The sequence below is a fragment of the Amycolatopsis sp. NPDC048633 genome, from assembly GCF_040650695.1.
GTDB lineage: Bacteria > Actinomycetota > Actinomycetes > Mycobacteriales > Pseudonocardiaceae > Amycolatopsis.
In genome coordinates this window covers 178535-200481 of record NZ_JBEZHS010000015.1, presented here as the reverse complement: position 1 = coordinate 200481, position 21947 = coordinate 178535, and the positions used below count along the sequence as shown (strand labels likewise).

At 64.1% G+C, this 21947-nt stretch carries 17 protein-coding genes and 1 tRNA gene; 13 read left to right on the top strand and 5 right to left on the bottom strand.

What is annotated here, in order from left to right; translation table 11 throughout:
• Positions 1 to 15 precede the first annotated feature (15 nt).
• The 5 genes from AB0C38_RS26250 to AB0C38_RS26230 all read left to right on the top strand — a co-directional run bounded on the left by AB0C38_RS26250 (position 16) and on the right by AB0C38_RS26230 (position 4422).
• Positions 16 to 675: an endonuclease V gene (locus tag AB0C38_RS26250; RefSeq protein WP_360677924.1), complete on the top strand. Its 660-nt coding sequence runs from the start codon at positions 16 to 18 to the stop codon at positions 673 to 675.
• Positions 672 to 1355, top strand: a complete 684-nt coding sequence (locus AB0C38_RS26245) for a uracil-DNA glycosylase (protein WP_360677922.1) — start codon at positions 672 to 674, stop codon at positions 1353 to 1355. Before AB0C38_RS26250 ends, AB0C38_RS26245 begins: the two co-directional genes overlap by 4 nt.
• Positions 1356 to 1439: 84 nt before the next feature.
• Positions 1440 to 2774 (top strand): NAD(P)/FAD-dependent oxidoreductase, encoded by a 1335-nt coding sequence (locus AB0C38_RS26240; protein ID WP_284749028.1) that lies wholly within the window; start codon positions 1440 to 1442, stop codon positions 2772 to 2774.
• Between the two features lie 242 nt (positions 2775 to 3016).
• Entirely contained in the window at positions 3017 to 4321 is a 1305-nt protein-coding gene (locus tag AB0C38_RS26235; protein WP_360677919.1) for a ricin-type beta-trefoil lectin domain protein, read from the top strand.
• A 24-nt stretch (positions 4322 to 4345) separates the two neighbouring features.
• A tRNA-Leu gene (locus tag AB0C38_RS26230) sits at positions 4346 to 4422 on the top strand.
• 46 nt (positions 4423 to 4468) lie between these two features.
• Here the strand turns inward: AB0C38_RS26230 and AB0C38_RS26225 are convergent.
• The 4 genes from AB0C38_RS26225 to AB0C38_RS26210 form a co-directional block, all read right to left on the bottom strand.
• Entirely contained in the window at positions 4469 to 4810 is a 342-nt protein-coding gene (locus AB0C38_RS26225; protein ID WP_360677917.1) for a hypothetical protein, read from the bottom strand.
• 222 nt (positions 4811 to 5032) lie between these two features.
• Entirely contained in the window at positions 5033 to 5335 is a 303-nt protein-coding gene (locus AB0C38_RS26220; RefSeq protein ID WP_360677915.1) for a hypothetical protein, read from the bottom strand.
• Between the two features lie 279 nt (positions 5336 to 5614).
• A complete protein-coding gene (locus tag AB0C38_RS26215) occupies positions 5615 to 5749 on the bottom strand; it encodes a helix-turn-helix domain-containing protein (RefSeq protein ID WP_360677913.1) in 135 nt (44 codons plus the stop codon).
• A 389-nt stretch (positions 5750 to 6138) separates the two neighbouring features.
• On the bottom strand, positions 6139 to 6270 hold the full coding sequence (locus AB0C38_RS26210; RefSeq protein WP_360677911.1) for a hypothetical protein: 132 nt from the start codon (positions 6268 to 6270) through the stop codon (positions 6139 to 6141).
• A 193-nt stretch (positions 6271 to 6463) separates the two neighbouring features.
• Here AB0C38_RS26210 and AB0C38_RS26205 point away from each other — a divergent pair, with 193 nt between their 5' ends.
• The 4 genes from AB0C38_RS26205 (at position 6464) to AB0C38_RS26190 (ending at position 8973) form a co-directional block, all read left to right on the top strand.
• Positions 6464 to 6586 carry a hypothetical protein gene (locus tag AB0C38_RS26205; protein WP_360677909.1) on the top strand — a complete coding sequence of 41 codons (123 nt, stop codon included), beginning with the start codon at positions 6464 to 6466 and terminating at the stop codon, positions 6584 to 6586.
• 607 nt (positions 6587 to 7193) lie between these two features.
• A complete protein-coding gene (locus AB0C38_RS26200) occupies positions 7194 to 7478 on the top strand; it encodes a hypothetical protein (protein WP_360677907.1) in 285 nt (94 codons plus the stop codon).
• 49 nt (positions 7479 to 7527) lie between these two features.
• Positions 7528 to 7677 carry a hypothetical protein gene (locus AB0C38_RS26195; protein ID WP_360677905.1) on the top strand — a complete coding sequence of 50 codons (150 nt, stop codon included), beginning with the start codon at positions 7528 to 7530 and terminating at the stop codon, positions 7675 to 7677.
• Positions 7678 to 7809: 132 nt separating this feature from the next.
• Positions 7810 to 8973, top strand: a complete 1164-nt coding sequence (locus AB0C38_RS26190) for a DNA cytosine methyltransferase (RefSeq protein ID WP_360677903.1) — start codon at positions 7810 to 7812, stop codon at positions 8971 to 8973.
• A 792-nt stretch (positions 8974 to 9765) separates the two neighbouring features.
• On the opposite strand, the gene AB0C38_RS26185 is transcribed toward AB0C38_RS26190, so the two are convergent.
• Positions 9766 to 10422, bottom strand: a complete 657-nt coding sequence (locus AB0C38_RS26185; RefSeq protein ID WP_360677901.1) for a hypothetical protein — start codon at positions 10420 to 10422, stop codon at positions 9766 to 9768.
• A gap of 305 nt (positions 10423 to 10727) precedes the next feature.
• Between AB0C38_RS26185 and AB0C38_RS26180 the strand changes: the two genes are divergently transcribed.
• Genes AB0C38_RS26180 through AB0C38_RS26165 form a run of 4 tightly spaced genes read left to right on the top strand, consistent with a single transcriptional unit; the run spans position 10728 to position 21929 of the window.
• Complete coding sequence (locus AB0C38_RS26180; RefSeq protein WP_360677899.1) at positions 10728 to 15389, top strand: DEAD/DEAH box helicase family protein; 4662 nt, start codon at positions 10728 to 10730, stop codon at positions 15387 to 15389.
• Positions 15386 to 16966, top strand: coding sequence for an NERD domain-containing protein (locus tag AB0C38_RS26175; protein WP_360677897.1), 1581 nt, complete (start codon positions 15386 to 15388; stop codon positions 16964 to 16966). Before AB0C38_RS26180 ends, AB0C38_RS26175 begins: the two co-directional genes overlap by 4 nt.
• Positions 16963 to 20115: a helicase-related protein gene (locus tag AB0C38_RS26170; protein WP_360677895.1), complete on the top strand. Its 3153-nt coding sequence runs from the start codon at positions 16963 to 16965 to the stop codon at positions 20113 to 20115. The genes AB0C38_RS26175 and AB0C38_RS26170 overlap by 4 nt, the downstream gene beginning before the upstream one ends.
• Positions 20112 to 21929 carry a DUF1998 domain-containing protein gene (locus AB0C38_RS26165; protein ID WP_360677893.1) on the top strand — a complete coding sequence of 606 codons (1818 nt, stop codon included), beginning with the start codon at positions 20112 to 20114 and terminating at the stop codon, positions 21927 to 21929. Before AB0C38_RS26170 ends, AB0C38_RS26165 begins: the two co-directional genes overlap by 4 nt.
• Positions 21930 to 21947 lie beyond the last annotated feature (18 nt).

Here is a 21947-nt window from a genome sequence, read left to right as displayed (position 1 = left end):
TGACAGGGTGACGCGGTGCACACCGGGGACTGGCCGACGACGGCCGAAGACGCGCTCGCCGTGCAGGAACGGCTGCGCGGCCGGGTCGAGCTCACCGGCGACCTCCCGGAGCTGCCGCCGACGGTGACCGGTCTCGACGTCGCTTACGACGACGACGGCGACATCGCCGCGGCGGTCGTCACGCTGGAGACCGCCGGGCTGACGGTCGTGGAGGAGCGGACCCACCGCGCGAAGGCCGTCTTCCCGTACGAGCCGGGCCTGTTCGCCTTCCGCGAGCTGCCGCCGCTGCTGGCCGCGCTCGAGCGGCTGGACCGCGAGCCGGACGTCCTGGTCTGTGACGGCCACGGCCTCGCCCACCCGAGGCGCTTCGGCCTCGCGTGCCACCTCGGCGTGCTGACCGGCCTGCCCGCGTTCGGCGTCGGCAAGACGCGGTTCGTCGGCTCGCACGCTCCTCCAGCGTCGGCTCGCGGGTCGTCGGAGCCGCTGGTCGACGCCGGGGAGGAAGTCGGCGCGGTGCTGCGGACCCAGGACGGCGTCAAGCCGGTGTACGTCTCGGCGGGGCACCGGATCGACCTGGCCCACGCCTGCCGGCTGACGCTCGCGCTGAGCCCGCGCTACCGGCTGCCCGAGACGACGCGGCAGGCCGACCGGCTCTCCCGGGCGGCGCTGCGATGAGGTCCCTTTCCCAGCTCGACGCGGCGGTCGCCGGGTGCCGCGCCTGCCCGCGGCTGGTGACCTGGCGCGAAGGTGTCGTGGGCACCAAAGCGGCCTTCCGCGGCGAGGAGTACTGGGCGCGGCCGGTGCCGGGCTTCGGGCCGCCGGACGCGTCGATCGCGGTGGTCGGGCTTGCGCCCTCGGCACACGGCGCGAACCGCACCGGCCGGATGTTCACCGGCGACCCGTCGGGCGACTTCCTCTTCCGGGTGCTGCACGAGGTCGGGCTCGCGTCGCAGCCGACGTCCGAGCGGCTGGGCGACGGCCTGGAGCTTTACCGCACGCGGCTCGTCTCGCCGGTGCGCTGCGCGCCGCCGGACAACAAGCCGACGCCGGCGGAGCGCGACACGTGCCGTCCGTGGCTGGCGGAGGAGCTGACGTTGTTACGTCCGACACTGCGGGCGATCGTCGTGCTCGGCGCGTTCGGGTGGCAGGCGTTACTGCCCGTGCTCGCCGCGGCCGGCTGGCCGGTGCCGCGGCCGCGTCCCGCGTTCGCGCACGGATCGGTGGTGGAATTGGACGACCTGCGCCTTTTCGGCTGTTATCACGTGTCGCCGCGGAATGTCCAGACCCGGCTCGTGACCCACGCCATGGTGGCCGACGTGTTCCAGGCCGCGGCCTCGGTGACGGGGCCGAACTGAATCGTTACGGAAACCGCAGCGACGCTGGTCACAGCGAGATGGGGTCCCCGAGCGAGGCGCCCGGGAAGGTGTCACCATGAGGACATGGCTGCTGCGAAGTCGAAGTCGGAACCGACTCGGATCCTCGTCCTCGGTGGTGGGTACGTCGGGCTCTACACGGCGTACGGCCTCCAGAAGATGCTCCGGGCCAACGAGGCCTCCGTGACCGTCGTTGACCCGCAGCCCCACATGACCTACGCGCCGTTCCTCCCGGAGGCCGCGGCCGGCGCGATCGAGCCCCGCCACGTCGTCGTGCCGCTGCGCCGCGTGCTCAAGCGCTGCCACGTGCTGACCGCGCGCGTCACCAAGATCGAGAACGAGAAGAAGTCCGTCACGGTCGAGGCGGCCGACGGCCACATCGAGCAGCTGGGCTACGACATCCTGGTCGTCGCGCTCGGCGCGGTGGCCCGGATCCTGCCGATCCCGGGCCTGGTCGAGCAGGGCATCGCCTTCAAGACCATCGGCGAGGCGATCTACCTCCGCAACCACATCATGACCAAGCTCGACGAGGCCGCCAGCACGCTGGACCCCGAGCTGCGCAAGCGCCTGCTGACGTTCACCGTCGTCGGCGGCGGGTTCGCCGGCATCGAGGCGCTGGCCGAGCTCGAGGACATGACCCGGTTCGCGGTGGAGAACTACTACCCGAACATCCAGCCGGCCGACGTCCGCTGGGTGCTCGTCGAGGCCGCCGGGCGGATCCTGCCCGAGGTCCGCGAGACGCTCGGCGTGTACACGGTCGAGCAGCTGGAGAAGCGCGGCATCGAGGTGTACCTGTCGACGGCGGCGAAGTCGTTCGAGAACGGTCACGTCGTGCTCTCGGACGGCACGGAGTTCGACACCGACACGCTCATCTGGACGGCCGGCGTGAAGGCCAACCCGGTGCTGGCCAACTCGGACCTGCCGCTCGACAAGCGCGGCCGCCTCGAGGCGACGGCCGCCATGCAGGTCGTCGGCCACCCGGACGTGTGGACCGCGGGCGACAACGCGGCGATCCCGGACCTCTCGCGCACCGAAGAAGACCCGACGGCCACGTGCCCGCCGAACGCGCAGCACGCGGTGCGCCAGGCGACGCTGCTGGCGAAGAACATCATCAAGGTGATCCGCGGCGGCAAGCCGAAGGACTACTTCCACAAGAACCTCGGCGCGGTGGCGAGCCTCGGCCTGCACAAGGGCGTGGCCGACGCGCTGAACCTGAAGATCAAGGGCTTCCCGGCGTGGCTCTTCCACCGCGCGTACCACCTCAAGGCGATGCCGACGTGGAACCGCAAGATCCGCATCCTCTTCGACTGGATCCTCGGTGGGCTGTTCCGGCGTGAGGTCATCTCGCTGGGGCAGATCAACAACCCGAAGGACGAGTTCGCGCGCGTCTCGAAGTCCTGACTTTCCGCTTCCCCGAAGGCCTCCCGCACTCGTGCGGGAGGCCTTTTTGGTGTTTTTCGCCGTTTTGGCAGGGAAAATCCGGCTGTGTGCCGGTGAGCGACATGGTCTGGACAACTGGGCCGGTGAGCGGGTAAACCCTTTCTTCACAACGCGGAATAAGTCCGCTCCGGCTCCTCTCCCCACGGTCCCCCTTGGAGCTCTTCATGTCCTTTTCCCGCTTTTCCCGTACCAGAGCGGCACTCGTGGCCGCGTTGCCCATCGTCGCCGCACTCGCTCTGGCACCGTCCACCGCCGAGGCGGCCACTCCCGCCTTCCCGGCCCACTACGCGGCGCCGTACCTGCAGATCAGCGACGGCGACGCCGGCCAGATGGCCGCCGACATGAACGCCACCGGCACGAAGTTCTTCACGCTGGCGTTCCTGACCCCGCAGTCCGGCTGCACGCCGGTGTGGGAGGCGAACGGCACCGGCGTCGGCTCGTTCAAGTCGCAGATCAGCGCCCTGCAGGCGGCAGGCGGCAACGTCATCCCGTCGTTCGGCGGTGCGGAGGGCGGCGAGCTGGCCCAGACCTGCACGAACACCGCGAGCCTGACGTCGGCGTACGCCAACGTCGTCAACACGTACGGCACCCCGCGCCTGGACTTCGACATCGAGGGTGGCGTCCTGAACGACACGGCGTCGAACCAGCGCCGCAACTCGGCGCTGGCCGCGCTGCAGCAGCAGAACTCCGCGGTCCAGGTCGACTACACGCTGGCGGTCGACCCGACGGGCATTCCGGGCAACGAGCTCGACCTCCTGCGCGACGCGAAGAACAAGGGCGTCAAGGTCAGCGTGGTCAACCTGATGGTGATGGACTTCTACGACGGCCAGCCGGTCCTGGGCGACGCCCTCTCGGCGGCCCGCGCCTCGGCATCCCAGTTGGCGAGCCTGTACGGAATCTCGACCTCGGCGGCGTACGCGATGATGGGCCTGACCCCGATCGCCGGCCGCAACGACGACGGCGCGCAGTTCAGCCAGTCGGACGCCCAGCAGCTGGAGACGTTCGCAGCGTCCAACGGAGTCGCGGAGCTGTCGTTCTGGGAGCTCCAGGACTACGACCGCGCAACGGGCTACGCGTACTCCCGGATCTTCAACGCAATCACGGGCGGCGGCACGACGACCCCGCCGCCTACTTCGGGCGGCACGATCACGGGCTACGGCGGCAAGTGTGTGGACGTGGCGGGCGCTTCCGCCACGAACGGAACTGTGGTCGACCTGTACACGTGCAACGGGACGAACGCGCAGCAGTGGACGTCCACATCGGGCACGTTGCGGGCGCTGGGCAAGTGCTTGGACGTGAACGCGGCAGGCACGGCGAACGGGTCGAAGGTCCAGCTGTACGACTGCAACGGAACGGGCGCCCAGCAGTGGACGGCATCGAGCGGCCAGCTGCTGAACCCGGCGTCGGGCAAGTGCCTGGACGCAACGGGTCCGAGCTCGGCGGACGGAACACCCCTGCAGATCTGGACGTGCACGGGCGCGGCGAACCAGTCGTGGACGTTGCACTAGCGGCCATCACCTAGAGTGTGCGGTGCCCCCGTAGCCCAATCGGCAGAGGCAGTCGACTTAAAATCGACAAAGTGCGGGTTCGAACCCCGTCGGGGGCACCACGCAGACCATCATGTCCCGAACAGCCTGATCTGACTGGCACCCTGGTCATCGAGGCGACGTACGACCTCTCGTCGAAGCGCGGGAGGCGGTGATGGGGTCCTCGTCCAGCGTGAGCAGGTTCGTCACCACGATGATGAGCATGTCGGGCTGAGCTTCCCGGCGCTGGACCGGACCGAGCTCGGCCTGCTCGTGGGCACCAGGCATCTGGCGATGCACGGCGCTCCGGAAGCGGTGCTGCGGTCGGCTCGGCGGCTCCTCCTCGCTGCCAGCATCGCGACGCTTGCTCTGAATGTTGCCGACCCTATTCGTACAGGCCAATAGGGTAAGGCTGGGTTTGATGCGGTTGGACCGCTGCTGCTCATCGGCTGGGTCGAGTAGGTCCAGCATTTGCTGCGAAGTCTGCAGACCGTCGACAGCGCGGACGCACAGCGAGTGAAACGCACTGTCACAGTTTGGCCACGAGCGATCGACCGGTACGACAGTTGCGACAGGCGAACGCGGCAGACCTGACGACGAGCAAGCACTGGCAGACCCCTACGGCACCGACCGCGGCACCCTGGCGCCGACCTGGCCGGACAAGCACGGGTTCCTCGGTGGTTACCAGAAACATCACGGGCGTGACGAGCGTCGGTCACCGCAGCGAAGGTTGCTGCTGTGCTGCTGGGCCCGCAGCTCCTCGGTGGCGACGGCCAGGCCCGCGTTCGCGTCGCGCAGCTGCCGGTTGGCTTCCTGCAGTTCGCGAGCGCGGGAGAACAAGTCCGCCTCCATCTGCTCCACCTGCGCCGCGGCGCGTTCCCGGTCCTGCTCCCGCAGGGTGACCAGCTCGGTGACGTCCTGCACGCGGAGCACGATGAGGGTCACCCGCCCGGCGTCGTCGAGGACCGGGCTGTTGATCGGGCTCCAGTACCGCACGACGAACCGACCGTCGGCTGGCGGATGTCGTAGCGCTGCAGAGCCATCGCGTCCGCCCGGCCCGTTCCACGCCCGTCCGCAGGTTGCCGACGCCGTCGGCGTCCGGGGCGTCGAGGTTGTCCGGGAACACCTCGAACATCGGTTTCCCGGCGACCTCGGCCGGGTCGATCATGGTGGCCCCGCGCGTAGGCTGACGATCGCGAAATCGGCCGTCATCAGCAGGTAGGGCGACGGCAGCTGCTCGAACAGCAGGCGGTAGTCGACCCCCGCGGACCCGGGTCACGGGTCCAGCCGATAGCCGGCGCCGCGCACGGTGACGATACGGGGCCGGTCCACCCCGGCGTCGGTGAGCTTGCGACGCAGCCGGTAGACGTGCTCGACGACCGACGGGTCGTGGCGCTCGCCCACCCCCACCCCCACACCGCGGACAGCAGCTGCGCGGTCGTGAAGACCGGTGTGGCTCGGCGGCGAGGAAGGCCAGCAGCGCGTACTCCAGGGGGTGAGGGCGAGCGGCCGACCGTCGGCGGTGACCTTTGTGGGAGCCGGTATCGATCGCCAGCGTGCCGTACCGGAGCATCGGGTCGGCCTGGGGGACGCCGGCTGCGGCGTAGCACCGCCCGGATCCGAGCGGCCAGCTCCGGGAGGGGGAACGGTTTGACCACATAGTCGTCGGCGCCCAGCTCCGGCCGACGACCCGCTCGCTGCTCCAGGCGGTTAGGATGATCACCGGCAGGTACCGGCCGGCGCGGACCCACGCAACAGGTCCAGCCCGTTGCCGTCGGACAGCCCCAGATCGAGCACCATCAGGTCGGCGTGGTGCTCGCGCAGCGCCGCGGCGGCCGACGCGTGTCGCTCGCCGTCACGACCTGGAAGCCGTCGCGGCGCAGGTAGGCCCCGGCCATCGCGACGAGGTCCGCTTCGTCTTCGACGAGCACCACGACCGGTTTGGCGAGGTCCGTGCCGAGCGGCTCGTAAACCGTTCGTCCATCGGACGCCCATCCGGCGGCGACCCCGCGTCCATGTTCGGAGTACCACTGAGGGCTTTCCGCCGTGGCGAAGGGAGTGGGCTTGCCCGGTCCGCGAGGCGATAACGAGACCCGGTGCGACGAGGCGGCGTACGCGACCGAGATGACCAGACGGGTCCGCCGGCTCCTGGAGGTGTCCGAGCGGCGCATCAGCCGGGTCGAGAAACTGCTTTCCAGGTCGGCGCGCCGCCTCGAGCTCTCGGAGCCGAAGTTGTCGCCCGAGTAGTGACCCCCCCCACACGGCCTCTCGTCTGGCGCGGACCTCCGGTCGGTGATCAGCTGCTTCGGTGAGCTCGACCACGGTGCCCGTGAGGGGTTCTACCGTGACCGAGGTACCTCCGATCTGGGGTTTCGCAAGATCCAGGGCAAATCGTCCACCCCGCTACAATCTCTCCACCGACTGCGCCCCAAGTGGACATCTCCGGGTGGCGGGAGGATCGGTCACCGCAGCGTTCACGTCGTGAACTCGGCTTGCCGGAGCGGAGGTGACAGCCTGCCACGGGACACGATCACCGCGCTGCGGTCGGACCGAGGCCTGGTGCAGGCCCTGCCTGCCGCGACGTCCTACGCGACCGGAGACGATGTCATCGGCGCGCTGCTGCGGATCACCGCCGACGCGCTACCCGCATCCCGCGTATCACTGGACTTGCGCGAGATCGCCGTGGTCCCGGCCAGGCTGGCTGGCGCGCATCTGATCACGTTCCCGCGCACTGGATCCATCCGTGGGTACTACTGCGTCCTGCTGCCTGCGCCCGATGCCACGGCCATGCGCCGGACTTTGGACGCCGCCGATCCTGCGCCACCGTGCCCCGCTTCGACTCTTTCCGGACGCCGTGGCCGTCCCCGCCGACACCGCGCCCGAGCCGGACACCGAATCGCCCCACCGCGAACACGAGCAGGTCGTCGAAGTCACCGGCGTCGAGGCCGCGTGCGAGATGATGAGCGACGCCTACGCGAATATGCGGATCGAGGCTGGCGCCGAGCCCGCCTGGATACGGCTCGCATCAGCGACGCTGGGACCAGTCCAGTTGCAGCGGATCGGGTTCCGGATGGCGTCCAAGTCGAGGTCGAGTCGTTGCTCAGGTACGTCATCGGAGAGGTGCATTCCGACCGGGTGAACGTCGGCACGGCCGGTGAAAACCGCGACTACCGGCCGGTGAGTGGTACATGGCCACGCAGCCCCACCACGACTACACCTCCACCATCACCGATCTCGACGCCACGGCGGTGTTCGACCTCGCCGTCCTCGACCAGGTCGCCCCTGAGCACCGGGGCCCGGTGCGGTTCATCGGCTACACGGCGCAGACAGGCAGTTGACGCTGCCTCGCGTCAGGCTCGTTCGGTTGCTGCAGGTGCGGGCGAGTACGCGTCGGTGTCGCGGCAACCTGCAGACAGCCGGATCCGGGTCAATGTCCCAGACTGTCGGTGGATTCGACTAACCTGCACAGTGTGGGTACGAAACCGTTCACGATGATCGACTTGTTCGCCGGTTGCGGCGGCATGACCTCGGGTTTTATAGCCGCGAAGGACTTCAAGCCGTCGATGTCGGTCGAGTTCGACCTACATGCCGCCGCTACCTATGCGGCCAACTTCGGAGAGTCTCACACCCGCTACGCGGACATCGCGACGATCCCGGACGACCAGATTCCCAGGGCCGATCTGATCATCGGGGGGCCACCCTGCCAAGGGTTCTCCAACCTCGGCTCGCGCAACGTGGACGATCCGCGGAACAAGCTCTGGAAGGAGTACATCCGCTTCGTTCGGCACGCGAAGCCGAGGGTGTTCGTGATCGAGAACGTCGATCGGTTCTTTTCGTCCAGTGAGTTTGCGTTGCTGCAAGCCGAAGCCGCGCCAGGTGGCCTTTTGGAGGACTACGAGTTGTCCTCCGGTTTCCTGCTCGCCGCGGATTTTGGCGTCCCGCAGCGGCGCAAAAGAACCATCGTCATCGCGTCGAGGATCGGGAAGATTCCACTGCCCACACCGACGCACGCCCGCCCAGATACCCTGGGCGACCTGCCCGAATGGCACACCACTCGTGACGTTTTATCCGGTCTACCCGAAAAGCCCGTCACGACAGAGCTGCCAGCGTCGCGGGTCAAATTCTTCGACGAGAACGTGCCAGGCGTCTTCAAGAGCTCCGATCTCCACGTGGGTCGTAAGCCGGTCGAGCGGTCTCTGGAACGCTACCGGTACATTCCGCCGGGTGGTGGTCGTTTCAACCTGCCCGATCATCTGCTGTCGCGGTGCTGGCGGGAGAAGAAGGCCGGCACCACCGACGTCATGGGGCGGATGCAATGGGACATGCCGTCGTTGACGATCCGCACGGAGTTCTTCAAACCGGAAAAAGGCCAGTACCTACACCCCCAATGGGAACAGGACGACAACGGTCACAGTGTCGACCGACCGATCACTCACTGGGAGGCGGCTCGGCTGCAGAGCTTCCCCGACGACTTCCAGTGGTGTGGCACAAAGCTGCAGGTTGCCAAGCAGATCGGCAACGCGGTTCCCCCGATGCTGGCTGAGGCCATCGCGCATCACCTGAAGCCGTATCTGCGTGGAGATTCTCCGCGTACTCGAGAGCCGGTCACGTGCCGGCTTTGCCGAGCGGCCTGACAAGGCTGCCGTACAGAACTTCACGCATGCGATCGGCCGGCCGATCGTCATGTCCCCGCTGAGGGCTTCGTCATCATGGTGGTCTGCGACTGCAGTGGCCGGGAGCGACAACGCGGAAGCCCCCTCTTCCGACCTTCTCGGGATTGGCGATGCCTGTCGTCATCGCGCCTTGCCCGAACCTGCCGAGCGCCGTCGCAGTCAGCACGCCGCTCGGCAGTCGACCGCAAGTCGTGACCGAATCGTGTCTCTTCGGCCGAGGCCGGCCGCCGATGGGCTGCGTGGCTGGTCAGACATGTCGTTCACGTCCGTCGAGGTGGGAACGAGGGGTATTACCCGCGAGTTCTGTTGCTTGCAGTGCGTAATGGATCTTTCCCAGTCGGCGATAACTGATCTAGTCGGCGAGATGCACCGGGAGCGAGTGGCCGACCTCTCGTGGACGGGGGGAGAGCACTGATGAGTACGGGGCTTGAGCGGGTGGATGTCGGCGGTTCGGCCGCGCCGACGCCCGACTCACGGGCCGTGAGGAGGCTCGGCAGCAGCTGGTCGCTCAAGGCCGCCGCTCTGGCCGATGACTCAGCCAAAGACCCAGACACCGCCGTCTGGACCGGGCAAAAGTCGGCAAAACGACAACCGGAATCCCGCTGTCACCTAGCGTGGGATCGCGGGAATATTCACTCGGGCGAACCTCCGAGGATGAGTGCCGGGTGCGCAGGGCACCCGCGCGTGAGCAACTGTGAGTTGATGGACGGGTGGCATTGATAGCGATTCGTCAACAAGCATGCCGCGGGCGAATCATGAGATCAAACGATAGCTCCCGGCCGCAAGTCGGGGATCTTGATCGGCCGAGCGAATGTCCCAACCGCTGGTTCTCAAGTCATCGATCAAGGACGTCCAGTTACTGGTTTTGGCTACGTAGTAGAGATCCTCGTGGTCGAGAGCGTCAGGACTCACGGCCTTCAGCAATGCCAGGATGCGGTCGCTCGCAGTGCCGCCGCTCTTCCGGATGTCCGAGGCAAGCCGCCACCTGTCCGCCAACTTGGCGTCGCGCTCTGCCCGGAGGAGTACGTACTCGTCGGTACGCAGCGTGGGGCGCTGAATCCCGCTCTCGATGGGCCATCCTTCCTCGACCCGCAGCTCGCGGACTCGTCGCGGCCATTCGGCGATCCCAGCGACTCCGGACAACTCCGGCCCGGAAACCACCTGTCCGACGTGCCGTAGTAGGTACCGCAACAAACGTTTCCGAGCGCCGCCCAGCCCGAGGAGGACGCCGACTCTTGCCATGCGCTCACGGTGCAAAGCCATGCTGAGTCCAACGGCGGCGCTCACGTCTTGCCAGTCGTCTTCCGTCACTCTTTCGGCGGTACCGATATTGGCCAGCTGGTCTGCGGCGGCCAACAGGGCGTCTCGCGCGTCGACGATGGCGGCGCGTAGTTCCTTGTCCGAATGCACGGGGGTAGTCTCTCACGCGATGTCTCACGTGCCTGCAGTTCCGAACTTTTCCTTCGCCTGTATGCAGTCGGATAGTGCAGCGGGCTGCTTCGATCGTCGTCGCGATGGCTGGCGCGAGCGGAGTCGGTGGCCGAATCGCGTTTCGAACTGGGGCTTGAGCGCGATGGCGCCTGCATCACGGGCTCTCGGTGGAACCTTCTCGAATCTTGCGCGCTTGTGGTTCCGAGATGGCTGTAGCTGGGCTCGGAGGCCGTCGCGTAGCGTGAGAGGCCAATCGTTGCGGTCGGCGGTGGCTGGAGGTGCCCGTGACCGAGGATAGTGCGTGGCACCATGAGGACCCTGAACTTGTCCGCTGGATCGAGGAACACCGCGTCAATACCCTCAAGGCATACGAAGCCGATAGGCTTTACCTGGGTGAGCATGCGAACCAGGAGGACAGCTACAGGACTGGCGGTTATTCACGACGTCAAATTATCGAACTGGTCCAGAATGCTGCAGATGCGCAATACAAGGACCGACCAGGGCGAATCGAGCTACGCCTCGTCGACGGTTTATTATATTGTGCGAACGAGGGGCGATCGTTCAGTAGGCAGGGCCTTGAGGCCGTCTGTCATGCGTTCCTTAGTGGCAAGCGTGACGATGCTATCGGCCGGTTCGGTCTCGGCTTCAAGTCGGTTCTGGGTATTACCGATAATCCGGCAGTCTTCAGTAGATCGGTCAGCTTTGGCTTCAACGCGGCTCGGGCGGCCGCAGAACTGCGTTATATCGACCCGGCTGCCACGCGATTTCCGATCTTGCGTATGCCCGCTCATCTTGACGTGATGGAGGAGGCTCGCCGCGATGCGGTGTTGGCTGAACTGATCACCTGGGCCACTACCGTCGTCCGTTTACCGTTATCGGCACACATTGACCGAATCGAGAGCGATCTTGAGAATTTCCCTCTCGAGTTCCTCCTCTTTACGCCGAAAGTGTCCACGCTGCGGATCGTGAGAGGACGACCGGACGGCAAATCCGTCGACCGGGAACACCGGTGCACAGTTCTTGCCGCCGGAGTTCGCCGGTTGCAGACTCAGGGGGGCGAATCGGCGGATTGGCGCGTGTGGCAACGATCGCACAGTTCGTCGCCCGAGGCGCTGCAGGAGGTCGGCGATGCAATCCGACGCGAGACGGTCACGGTGACTTGGGCGGCGCCGCTGAACTCGGACCGCACTGTATTGGGCCGGTTCTGGGCGTACTATCCCCTCGGAGAGACCACGTCACTGCGCGGCATCGTGAATGCACCGTGGCAGATCAACGACGACCGCACCAGCCTGCTCCAAGGCAGCTTCAATCGCGAGATACTGGAGACGATCGCAGCTCTCGTGGCCGACGGCCTGCCGCAGCTCAGCAGCTCGACTGACCCTGCACGGCACTTCGACTACTTGCCGGCGCGCGGCCGCGAGGCACCTAATTTCGCCGATCGATTCCTGACCGAACTTGTTCCCCAGTTGGTCGCCGCAGGACCCTGTATTCCAGATCGTCAAGGAGTCCTTCGCCGGGTCGACGAACTATGGTTTCCACACCAAGAACGGATTCGACTTGACCCGGATATGCTTGCTGTCTGGTACTCGGCACCGGGTGGCCTGCCATCGGTCCCCCACATCCAGTGCTTTCGAGGATCCATTCGACAAGCTAAACTGCGGACTCTGATCCGTGCCGACGACGCGCGCGCGGCCACCGTCGAACTGGACGCCCCGGTCTGGCTCGAACGCATCGTCAGTGCTGCGAGCGATGAGCAATGCGCATTCGCTGTCCGAGTGGTCGCATCTACGAAGGATCTCGATACCCGAAACCGGTTCCTGTCTGCGAAGATCCTGCCGGACGAAAATGGGCGCTTGTGGGCGCTCAATGCGACGGGGAACGTATTTCTTCGTGGTGACATCCTGACTGGCCAGGCTCAGATCAGCCTTGTGCGGCAATCTCTTTTGGCTCTTCCGGATATCGAACCTATTCTCCGTGGGTTCGACTTCGACGACGTCGATCCCGGCCATGAGCTGGCCAAGCTCACCAGTGCGGCTATCAGGAAGTGGAGCGGCGTCGAGTGGAGTGAGTTTTGGAGACTTGTCTCTCATGTACAAGAATCAACTGCCGAGAAACACCTGGAAAACTATCTGGCGGAGGGGCGCAGGCTTAAAGTCAAATGCCGGGACGGGTGGTGGCACTTCTCGGACGAGGTCGTCATCGCCGGTACAGTTCGACCTCAAAATTCCGCCATGGTTTTAGATGAATACTTTCATCACGATCTGAGCCTTGCCTTGTTGCAAAGGATTGGCATCGCCGCGCAACCGGTGATCAGTCGTGCCTTGGCGCACGACTCGACCAATCTGGAATACCTGCGGCGTGTTCGCGCGAAGTACTCTTCGACGTTACCGGTGCGTGGACGGCCGCCCGAAAAAGAACTGAATTTCACTGAAAGTAGTCCGGTTGGGCCTCTGCACATTCTCAGAAAGTTTCGTGATTTCGGCGACGTCGATGCATGCACGGGTTGGACTCACGCACTTCTCCAGCTTGATGTTCCCGTGAAGTGGAAGTTCGGACGCGTCAATCGAAGATCGTACCCGCCAATGGAGTTTCTTGCGCCCTCGGTATGGGCGGCGGGAGAATACGGACTGCTCGCCACGTCCTGGGGACCACGCCCGGCGGCGAGCAGTGTGGCTCGAGCACTCGCGGCATATGCGCCGCACTTGCCCGTTGTCGAGTGGGAGGCTGCTGACAAGCTGTCGCTACCTGCTGCCCTGGTGGACATAAGCGCCGAAGTCTGGCGCGAGTTCCTCGATCGAGTTCCGGCAGATGGGAATGCGTGGTCTCTGGGTTTCCTCGTGGCGGAGGCGGCCAGAACGCTGCCTGGCAAGGACGCGCCGGAGTACTTGCCTGCTATCAGTGGGGCTTCGGGCTGCCGGGTACCTCGAGGAGATCTTCTGGTCGCGAGGACCGAGGACGAGCATCGGGTCCTTTCCAAACGGCGTTCTGCGTACATCGCCGTTTCTGACGACGCACTCGCCACGCTGCTGGTCGACAAGTGGGGCTGTACTTTTGCATCCGCACGATTGAAAGTGGAGGTGTTCTCGGAAAATCCGGCCGAGCCCGTTGTCGTCCTCGACCGCTATCGAGGCCTTCGACCGCTGGCGCACGGGGCACTTGACGATGTGGAACTGGTCGAGTGTGGTGATCTCTTCAGGCAGATCACCGGACCGGACGGATCGGACCGGGAGCCGGTAGATGTGCTACGTGACGGCAAGGTCGTCTACCACCGCGCAGACATCGACGACGAAGAGCTGATCGAGCGACTCGCCGCCGAGTTCCACATCGACCTCACCACGAGCTTGATTGCGCGGATCCTTGAGGATTCGCAAAGCGAAGCGGTGCAGAGGTCCATCGCGCTGTGTCGAAGTGAACGTGACCACGCTCGTAAGCTGCTGCACCTGCTCGATGCGGAGAAGATGGAGGCCAGACTCCCTACTGGTTTACTGGACACCGTCCGCAAACTCGAAAACGACAGAGGACCGACGCAGATCGCACGTCTGCTGTTGGACGTGCACGGCTATGACGTGCTGCACGAATTACGCCACGATCTCGAGGCCATGGGCTTCCCGGTACCCGATCGCTGGGCAGGAAGTCCGCCTGCCGTGGGCTTCGTCCGTAGCCTCGGCTTCCCATCCGAGTACGCCGGGGAGCGCGGCTCGCACCTCGAGCCCGACCTGACGGTGCTCGGTCCGCCCCGGCTGGGTGATCTCCATCCGTATCAGCAGGAGTTGGTCGACAAGATTCGGAGCCTCGTCGCCAGCCGGGGCAGAGGGCTGCTTTTTCTGCCTACGGGAGCAGGAAAAACACGAGTGACGGTGCAGGCATTGGCGGCAGCTTTCATCGAAGATGGGCTTGCAGGCCACTTGCTCTGGGTCGCCCAAAGCGAGGAGCTCTGCGAGCAGGCCGTCCAGACGTGGAGCACGATCTGGCGTGATTTCGGCGATGGCCGCGCGATGCGGATCTGCCGTTTATGGGGCCGCAACGAAATAGCCCGGGGAGAGAACGAACTCATGGTTGTCGTGGCCACCGACGCGAAACTTGCCGCGAGCCGAGGCGACCCCGACTACGCTTGGTTGGCAGACCCCACTGCAGTCGTTATCGACGAAGCGCACGAGGCGACCGGTAAAGACTACACTAAACTTCTGGCTTGGCTCGGGCTGGACGTCGGTCATACGGCCAGACCTCTGATCGGGCTGACCGCCACGCCGTTCAAGGGCAATAGCGAGGAGATGACCCGGCGGCTGGCGAGACGGTTCGGTGACACGATGCTCGACGTCCTAGGAGAGGACCCTTACGGCAACCTCCAAGAGTTGAAAGTCCTCTCACGCGTCGAGCACCGTGTCCTTGACGGTGGTGCAGTGGTCCTCGACCCGGAGGAGGCCGAGGCCGCTCAACGCACGCGTCTGCTGCCGTCGAATGTTCTGGAGCGACTCGGTCGTGACGAGGAGAGGACCCTGCGGCTGGTCGAACACATCGCAAGTCTGCCGTCGGATTGGCCGGTCCTGGTGTTCGCTGCCTCGGTCTTGTCGGCCCAGGTCCTGGCAGCGCTCCTGCGAGTGCGAAAGATCCCGGCGGCTTCGATTAGCGGCTCCACTCGCATCCATGAGCGACGGCGAAGCATTGAGCGATTCCGCCGTGGTGAAATCCGGGTGCTCACCAACTGTAACGTCTTGACCCAGGGTTTCGACGTGCCCGCCGTAAGAGCGCTGTATATTGCCCGTCCTACCTTCAGTCCGAACGCTTACATACAGATGGTCGGGCGTGGACTGCGCGGTCCCTCGAACGGCGGTAAGGCCGAGTGTCTCGTGGTGAACGTTGCGGACACCTTCGGCCAGTTCGGTGAGCGCCTGGCGTTCAGGGATTTCGACTATCTATGGCAACGGCAAGGGGGACGAGAAGCATGAAGATGATCCCGGCTCCGGAAGGCTTCGGACGGGTGAACAGCGTTGCGGAACTGCGAGTGGCCCAACTCCTGGCGCAGGCCAATCTCGGCGTACTGACCGCCTGTTTGTACTCGCTGAGATTGCCGGAACACGAGTACAAGCGAATGTCCGAAATGGATTTCGTGATCGTCTGGGATGACACCGTACTGGTCGTCGAGGTGAAGGGCGGCCGCGTCAGCCGCCGAGAGGGTTTGTGGACCTTCACTGATCGCTACGGCAAGACGCACGAGAAGCGCGAAGGTCCTTTCGAGCAGGCGTCCTCCGCTATGTTCGCGCTGGAACGCCGTCTTCTGAACAGACTGCCGCACCTCGATGTGGCCTTCGGCTTCCTCGTATTGACTCCGGACCAGGAACTCGACCCGGACATGGAATGGGCGCCGCAACAACACGGTGGACCACGCACCATGAGTGTCCGTGGTGTCGAACAGGCTCTGCGACGCGCTCGTAACTTCGCACATGAGCGTCTCGGGCACCCGGTACGAGGCGGTGCTCGCTCAGAGCTTCTGTCGGTGTTGCGTCCGGACTTCGACCGGGTGCCGAATTTGGCTGCTCGGGCCGCCGGACTGGAGCGGGAGTACGTTCGGCTGGCCGAACGACAGTACGACTTGCTCCTGGGTGCCGAGAGCAACGATCGGATTGTGTGCACCGGAGGCGCTGGGTCCGGCAAGACTCTGCTTGCAGTGGAGACTGCTCGGCGTGCTGCAGCTTCCGGCCGGAACGTCGTGCTCACGTGTCGGTCCCCGCATTTGGCCGGCGTGTTGCGCGACAGCGTCGTAGGTACCGGCGTTGTATGTGGGGCTTTGTCGGAATTGCGCGGAACGGCACCGGGAGACGTCCTCGTAGTTGATGAGGCTCAGGACCTCATGGACGTGGATGCGGTGTTGCGGCTCGATGTCCTGGTTCAAGGCGGATGGACGGCTGGCAGCTGGCGGGTCTTCTGCGACCCCAACAACCAGGCCAACGTCGATGGCTCGTTCGACAAGCAGACCTTCGACGAACTTGCGGCCGGTGCCGTATCAATCAGCTTGCCTTACAACTGCCGGAATACATCGCCGATCGTGCTGCAGACCCAACTGATCACCGGAGCCGACGTCGGAGTGGCCAGAGCGGGAGCGGGACCCGCCGTCGACTACAAGCGCTATCGTGACGATGACGAAGAGGCTGGTTTGCTCGATGCGCAGCTGACCGAGCTCCGGCAACAGGACGTGGACTTGGCCGATGTCGCCGTAGTGACCCTTCGGGATCGCACGGAAGAGAGCTCCGCGCTACGAACGAAGGCGTTCCGGGCAGGACGGCTCAAGAACGTGGTCGATCCGGGAAAGGGACGGTCAGGAGTTGCCCGTCTCGTCACCACGCCTCAGATTAAGGGGCTCGAGGTAGCCCATGTCTGTATTGTCGACGTCGACGGTATTGCCGACCCAGTCCGAGCGGCACGGCTGTATGTCGCGATGACGCGGCCGAGAATCAGCCTGTGGCTGGCCGTCAGCGAAACAGCTTGGCGGCAGATCGAACAAGGTGGCGAAAGGACGAAGCCATGACAGACCGCGATCCGGTCGGCGTTCGCGAGGATCTGCTCGGCTACTTGCGCGACCAATACCTGGGCCCTGCTTCAGGCGATGAAGAGATCCTCCGCACCAAACCTGAACACACCTACCTCGTCGGTACGCTCTACCCCAAGGGGCCTGCGGCCGAGCAATTGTATGGCGACTCTCTCGGAGAGGACTCCCACGACGAGGAACTCGACGAACCAATCGAGATGGCCAACAGTTGGCATCCGGCCTCGGCAGCCGTCTCCTTCCTGCATAACGGCCCCGAGCTGCGCTGCGAGGTAACTGCCGGCACCTACGAGAAACTGCCTGAGAAGGACCCGACGACTCGGCGCGATCGATGGTCGCGCCGACCGTGGAGCGATGAGGTCGTCCTCAGCGCGGAAGGTAGCCTCGACGACAACACAGTCGACCTTTTCGACGACCGGGCCAGGTTGGTGTGCGTCTGGCGTCGAACCAAGGCGGCCTGGCTGGTCACGGTCGCGCTGGAAAACCTGGCTGAGCACGACGAGGCCGAATCGCCGCCTCCTACCGATCAGTGTCTATTCCAGGTCGGTTTCGTCTGTCACGTGCAGGACGGTCGAATTTTACCTTACCCGAGCAGCACCGACCTGTCTGACGATCCGGAGGACCAAGAACTGCGGCTGATGTATCGGCGGCGACGTATCTACGGGATCGGTCATGGATGCTCCGTCGACTGGCTTGCAGGCTCTGACGGCGAAGTCCGCACAGTGCGCACAGAGATGTTGCCGACCAAGATCGTCCCAGGCGTCGCCCGACCTTCCGACGTGGGCAAAGTGCTCCGCATGTCCTATCTGGCAGACGAGTCGATCGAAACAGAGACTCTTGTCTTTCACCTGAAAGAATTCGTCAGCAGGTACGAGTCTTGGGTTGTAGATCGTGAGCGGGAATCCGAATCCCTGGAGCAGATCCACATGCCTGCCGCTGACCGTATCCTTAGCAGGATGCGGCGGGCAGTCAAGCGGATGTACTCAGGGATCGACCTCTTGCGCGAGGATGCCAAATGTCTTCTGGCCTTCCGTCTCGCCAATGCGGCGATGTGCGAACAGGCGCTCCAATCGCAACACGTGAGGACTCATCCCGGCGAGCTCGGTGCGCCCCTGATGGCCCGAGACTCGACTGTCGACGACCCTACTTGGTACCACTTCCAGCTCGGGTTCCAACTACTGAGTCTTGCTTCGACCGCCGACGGTTCGCACGCTGACCGGGGTGTCGTCGATCTAATCTGGTTCCCTACCGGAGGTGGGAAAACAGAAGCTTACCTCGGACTTGCTGCTTTCGAAATGATCCGCAGGCGGCTTGTGGATGGTATGCGCGGAGGTGGCACGGCGGTGCTCACCCGCTACACACTCCGGCTTTTGACCAGTCAACAGTTCCAGCGCGCGGCGACGCTGATCTGCGCTCTGGAGCAGCTCAGAGGCAAGCGCCCCGAGTTGCAGAGTCTACCGTCTTTCAGTATTGGATTGTGGGTGGGCGGCGACACCACGCCGAACGACTATGGCGAAGCGTTTTCTGCGGTCAAGGAGGTGTTCCTTGCGCAGAAGCCAAAAAATCCATTCCAGTTACAGAACTGTCCATGGTGTGGAACGCTGATCCTGCCCAAGAGTCGACGGCCGAGTCCTGTCGACGGCGGGCCCAATCCGGCATACGGGGTCAGGGCCACCAAGAATCATTTCGAACTTTTCTGTCCGCATCCAGAATGTTTTTTCCATGACATTCTCCCGATAAGCGTGGTCGACGATCAGATCTTCGCGGATCCGCCGACGCTCCTTTTGGCGACCGTGGACAAGCTTGCTCGGCTGCCCTGGGTGAAGGACGCGGGTACGGTGTTCGGAAGAGGTGCCGTACCCTTTGACGCACCCAGCCTCGTGATCCAGGACGAACTGCATCTTCTGTCCGGGCCGTTGGGAACCACAGTCGCACTTTACGAGGCCGCTGTTCACGCCTTGCTGTCCTGGGATGGAAAAACTCCCAAGATTGTCGCGTCCACCGCCACGATTCGAGCGGCGGACCACCAGGTGCGCAGTCTGTACGGCGGCTCGGTCGAACTCTTCCCGCCCAGTGGATTGGACGCGGATAGCAGCTACTTCGCCCGTACTGACAGGAATGGCGCGGGGAGGCTCTACGTCGGTCTGATGCCGCAGGCATTCACGCAGGCCTCAGCAACAATCTTGAGCAGTGTGGCGATTCTCCAAGCGCCCACGGTGTTGGGATTGTCCGGCAAGGCATTGGATGCGTACTGGACGTTGGTCATCTACCACAACAGTCTCCGTGAACTCGGGCGGACGGTAACGCAAATTCGAGACGATGTCGATACCATGCTGCAGGCACGCAGCACAGAAGCGACCGCTGCCCGTAGTTTGCGAGGCGACGGAGTCGTGGAGCTCACGAGCAACGTCCACGCTGATGACCTGCCCGAGATCATCACCCGCCTGGAACAGAGTACAGAACAGCGAGACTTCGTGGATGTCCTGGCGACGACCAACATGCTGTCGGTCGGCATCGACATCGGGAGACTGGGGGTGATGCTGATGAACGGACAGCCGAAGACCACGTCCGAGTACATCCAGGCCACCAGTCGGGTTGGTCGTTCCACCGCGGTCCCCGGCTTGGTCGTCACTCTGCTCCGTGCCACCAAACCGCGGGATCGGTCTCATTATGAGTCGTTCCGGGCCTACCACGAATCCCTCTACCGCTATGTGGAGCCCACGAGCGTTACGCCTTGGTCGTTGGCTTCCCGAGAGCGATCTCTGCGCGCCGCCTTCGTCATGCTCATCCGGCATGGGGTCGGGCTCCGGCGCAACGAACAGGCAGGCGACTTCTCCATTGACGACCCGGTCGTTCGGATGGCATTCGAACGGCTGGCCGAGGCGGCTCGCCGGGCCGATGAGGACGAAGCTGAACCAAGTAGGCGCGAACTGCAACACATTGCCCAGGAGTGGCACGATCGTGCGGCGGCCGTCACCGAGCGGGGAGAGCGGTTGTACTACCAATCCAAGGAACATGCGACCTTGCTGAAGGATTTCGGTGCGCGGGGTGAGGGGTGGCCGGTCGCGCACTCGATGCGGTCGGTCGACCGGCAGGTACGGATTCTGGCTCTCGGTGAGGGGCGTCGATGAGGACCGTTCGGCTGAGTCAGACCGTTTCGCCCTTCGGCGTGGGTGCCATCGTCGATGTGATGGGAGAGTCTCTCATGGGCGTCGACATCAGCGAATGGCAATACGACCGCACTGTGCAGGTGAAATCTAAGCGGCTCGAAGAGCGTCTCGGAGTACAGGAGTTGCGTACGCCGCCGAGTGTGCCGGCGAGACCGTCGATCCACAGTCCCGGAATTCCCTACCAGCGGTTCCCTCGCTGGCTGTTCTGCCAGGGTTGTCGCAGGATGCACCATTATCGGATCCAGCAGGAGACCGGTGATCCGCCCCTGTGCGATCAGTGCAAGAGCAAGCTGGTCCCGATGCGATTCATCGCGGTCTGCGCCACCAAGGGGCATGTCAGAGACGTACCCTGGGACAAATGGGCGCACTCGGCATATGAGTCGGAGGCTCAACGTCGTTGTCAAAAGCATGTGCTCATCTTCGACATGGCAGTGAGGGGAAATGAAGGCCTGTCCGGCCTTGTCGTGCGTTGCCGCACGTGCGGCGCGTTCCGTGATTTGGGGGAGCTTCCAGCCCGAGGAGCGCTGGGGAGGATCGGGGTAGCCTGCTCGGGAGGACAGCCGTGGCAACGCAACATGCCATCGTGTGATCAACCGCTGGAGGTACTGCAACGAGGCGCGACCAACGTCACGTTGCCTGACACGACTACCGCTTTGGATATTCCCGAGCCAGCTGAAGGTATGCGGGATATTGCTGCGGAAGTGCGTCAGCACCGCAATTTCGAAGATGTTCGCAGCGCCCCACATGGGCCCTTGGCGTCGGCCTTGATCCAACTGATCGCGCAGAATCTCGAGATCGATGAGAGTCAAGTTCGGCAAGCATTGGACGGCGATCCCGACGAGGGTTTGCGGGAGACGCGACGTGGTCTACTCAGCGATGAGTGGGACGCCTTTCTTGAGGCTGCCGGATCGGACGACGAACCTGTAGGTACGCCGGAATTTGTGATCAGTGCCACGGAGTTCGTTCGTGCTGGTATCGACAACTCTCCGGTAATCGAACGGTTGGGTGAGTCTGTCGACGCTGTGGTGCTTGCGCACAGGTTGCGTGAAATACGGGTGCTGCACGGGTTCCGTCGCTACTCGCAGGATGCGGATCTCGTCGACGTGCACCTGGGACGACGGGGACGTGGTCGGTGGCTGCCGGCTGTCGAGTCTTTCGGGGAAGGGATATTTCTTTCGCTGAATCAGGACCTTCTGAGTCGGTGGGAGCAACGCGACGAAGTTCGGTCCCGGGTGACGGTACTCGAGTCGCGGCGACGTCGTAGTATCATGGGAGCTAGACTTTTCGAAGCGACTCCTCGATCTGTACTGCTTCACACCTTGGCTCACATTGTGATGCGAAGGCTCGCTTTCTCTTGTGGTTATTCTTCTGCTTCATTGCGAGAACGCATCTACGCTGAGACTGCTCCGCGTTCGGAGGCGGGATTTCTCATATATACTGCTGCCGGTGATTCCGAGGGAACCCTTGGTGGCCTCGTTCGCGAGGGAGAGGCTCCGAGGCTGGCTCGTACCCTGATTGCGGCCATTGAAGAAGCTGCGTGGTGTTCGGCCGACCCGCTCTGTCGAGAGAGCCGCGGACAAGGTTTCAACAGCTTGAACCGTGCAGCTTGTCATGGCTGCTGCCTTGTTGCGGAGACGTCGTGCGAGCGGTCCAATGTTCTGTTAGACAGGGTCCTGCTCGTCGGAGATGACGAGACGCCGGGTTTCTTCGAGGGTGTTCTGGAAAGTATTCGCATCGAGACGGTGGAGCGATCCAGCGATCTTTTGGATGAATGATTCCCGGATAGTTTAAGA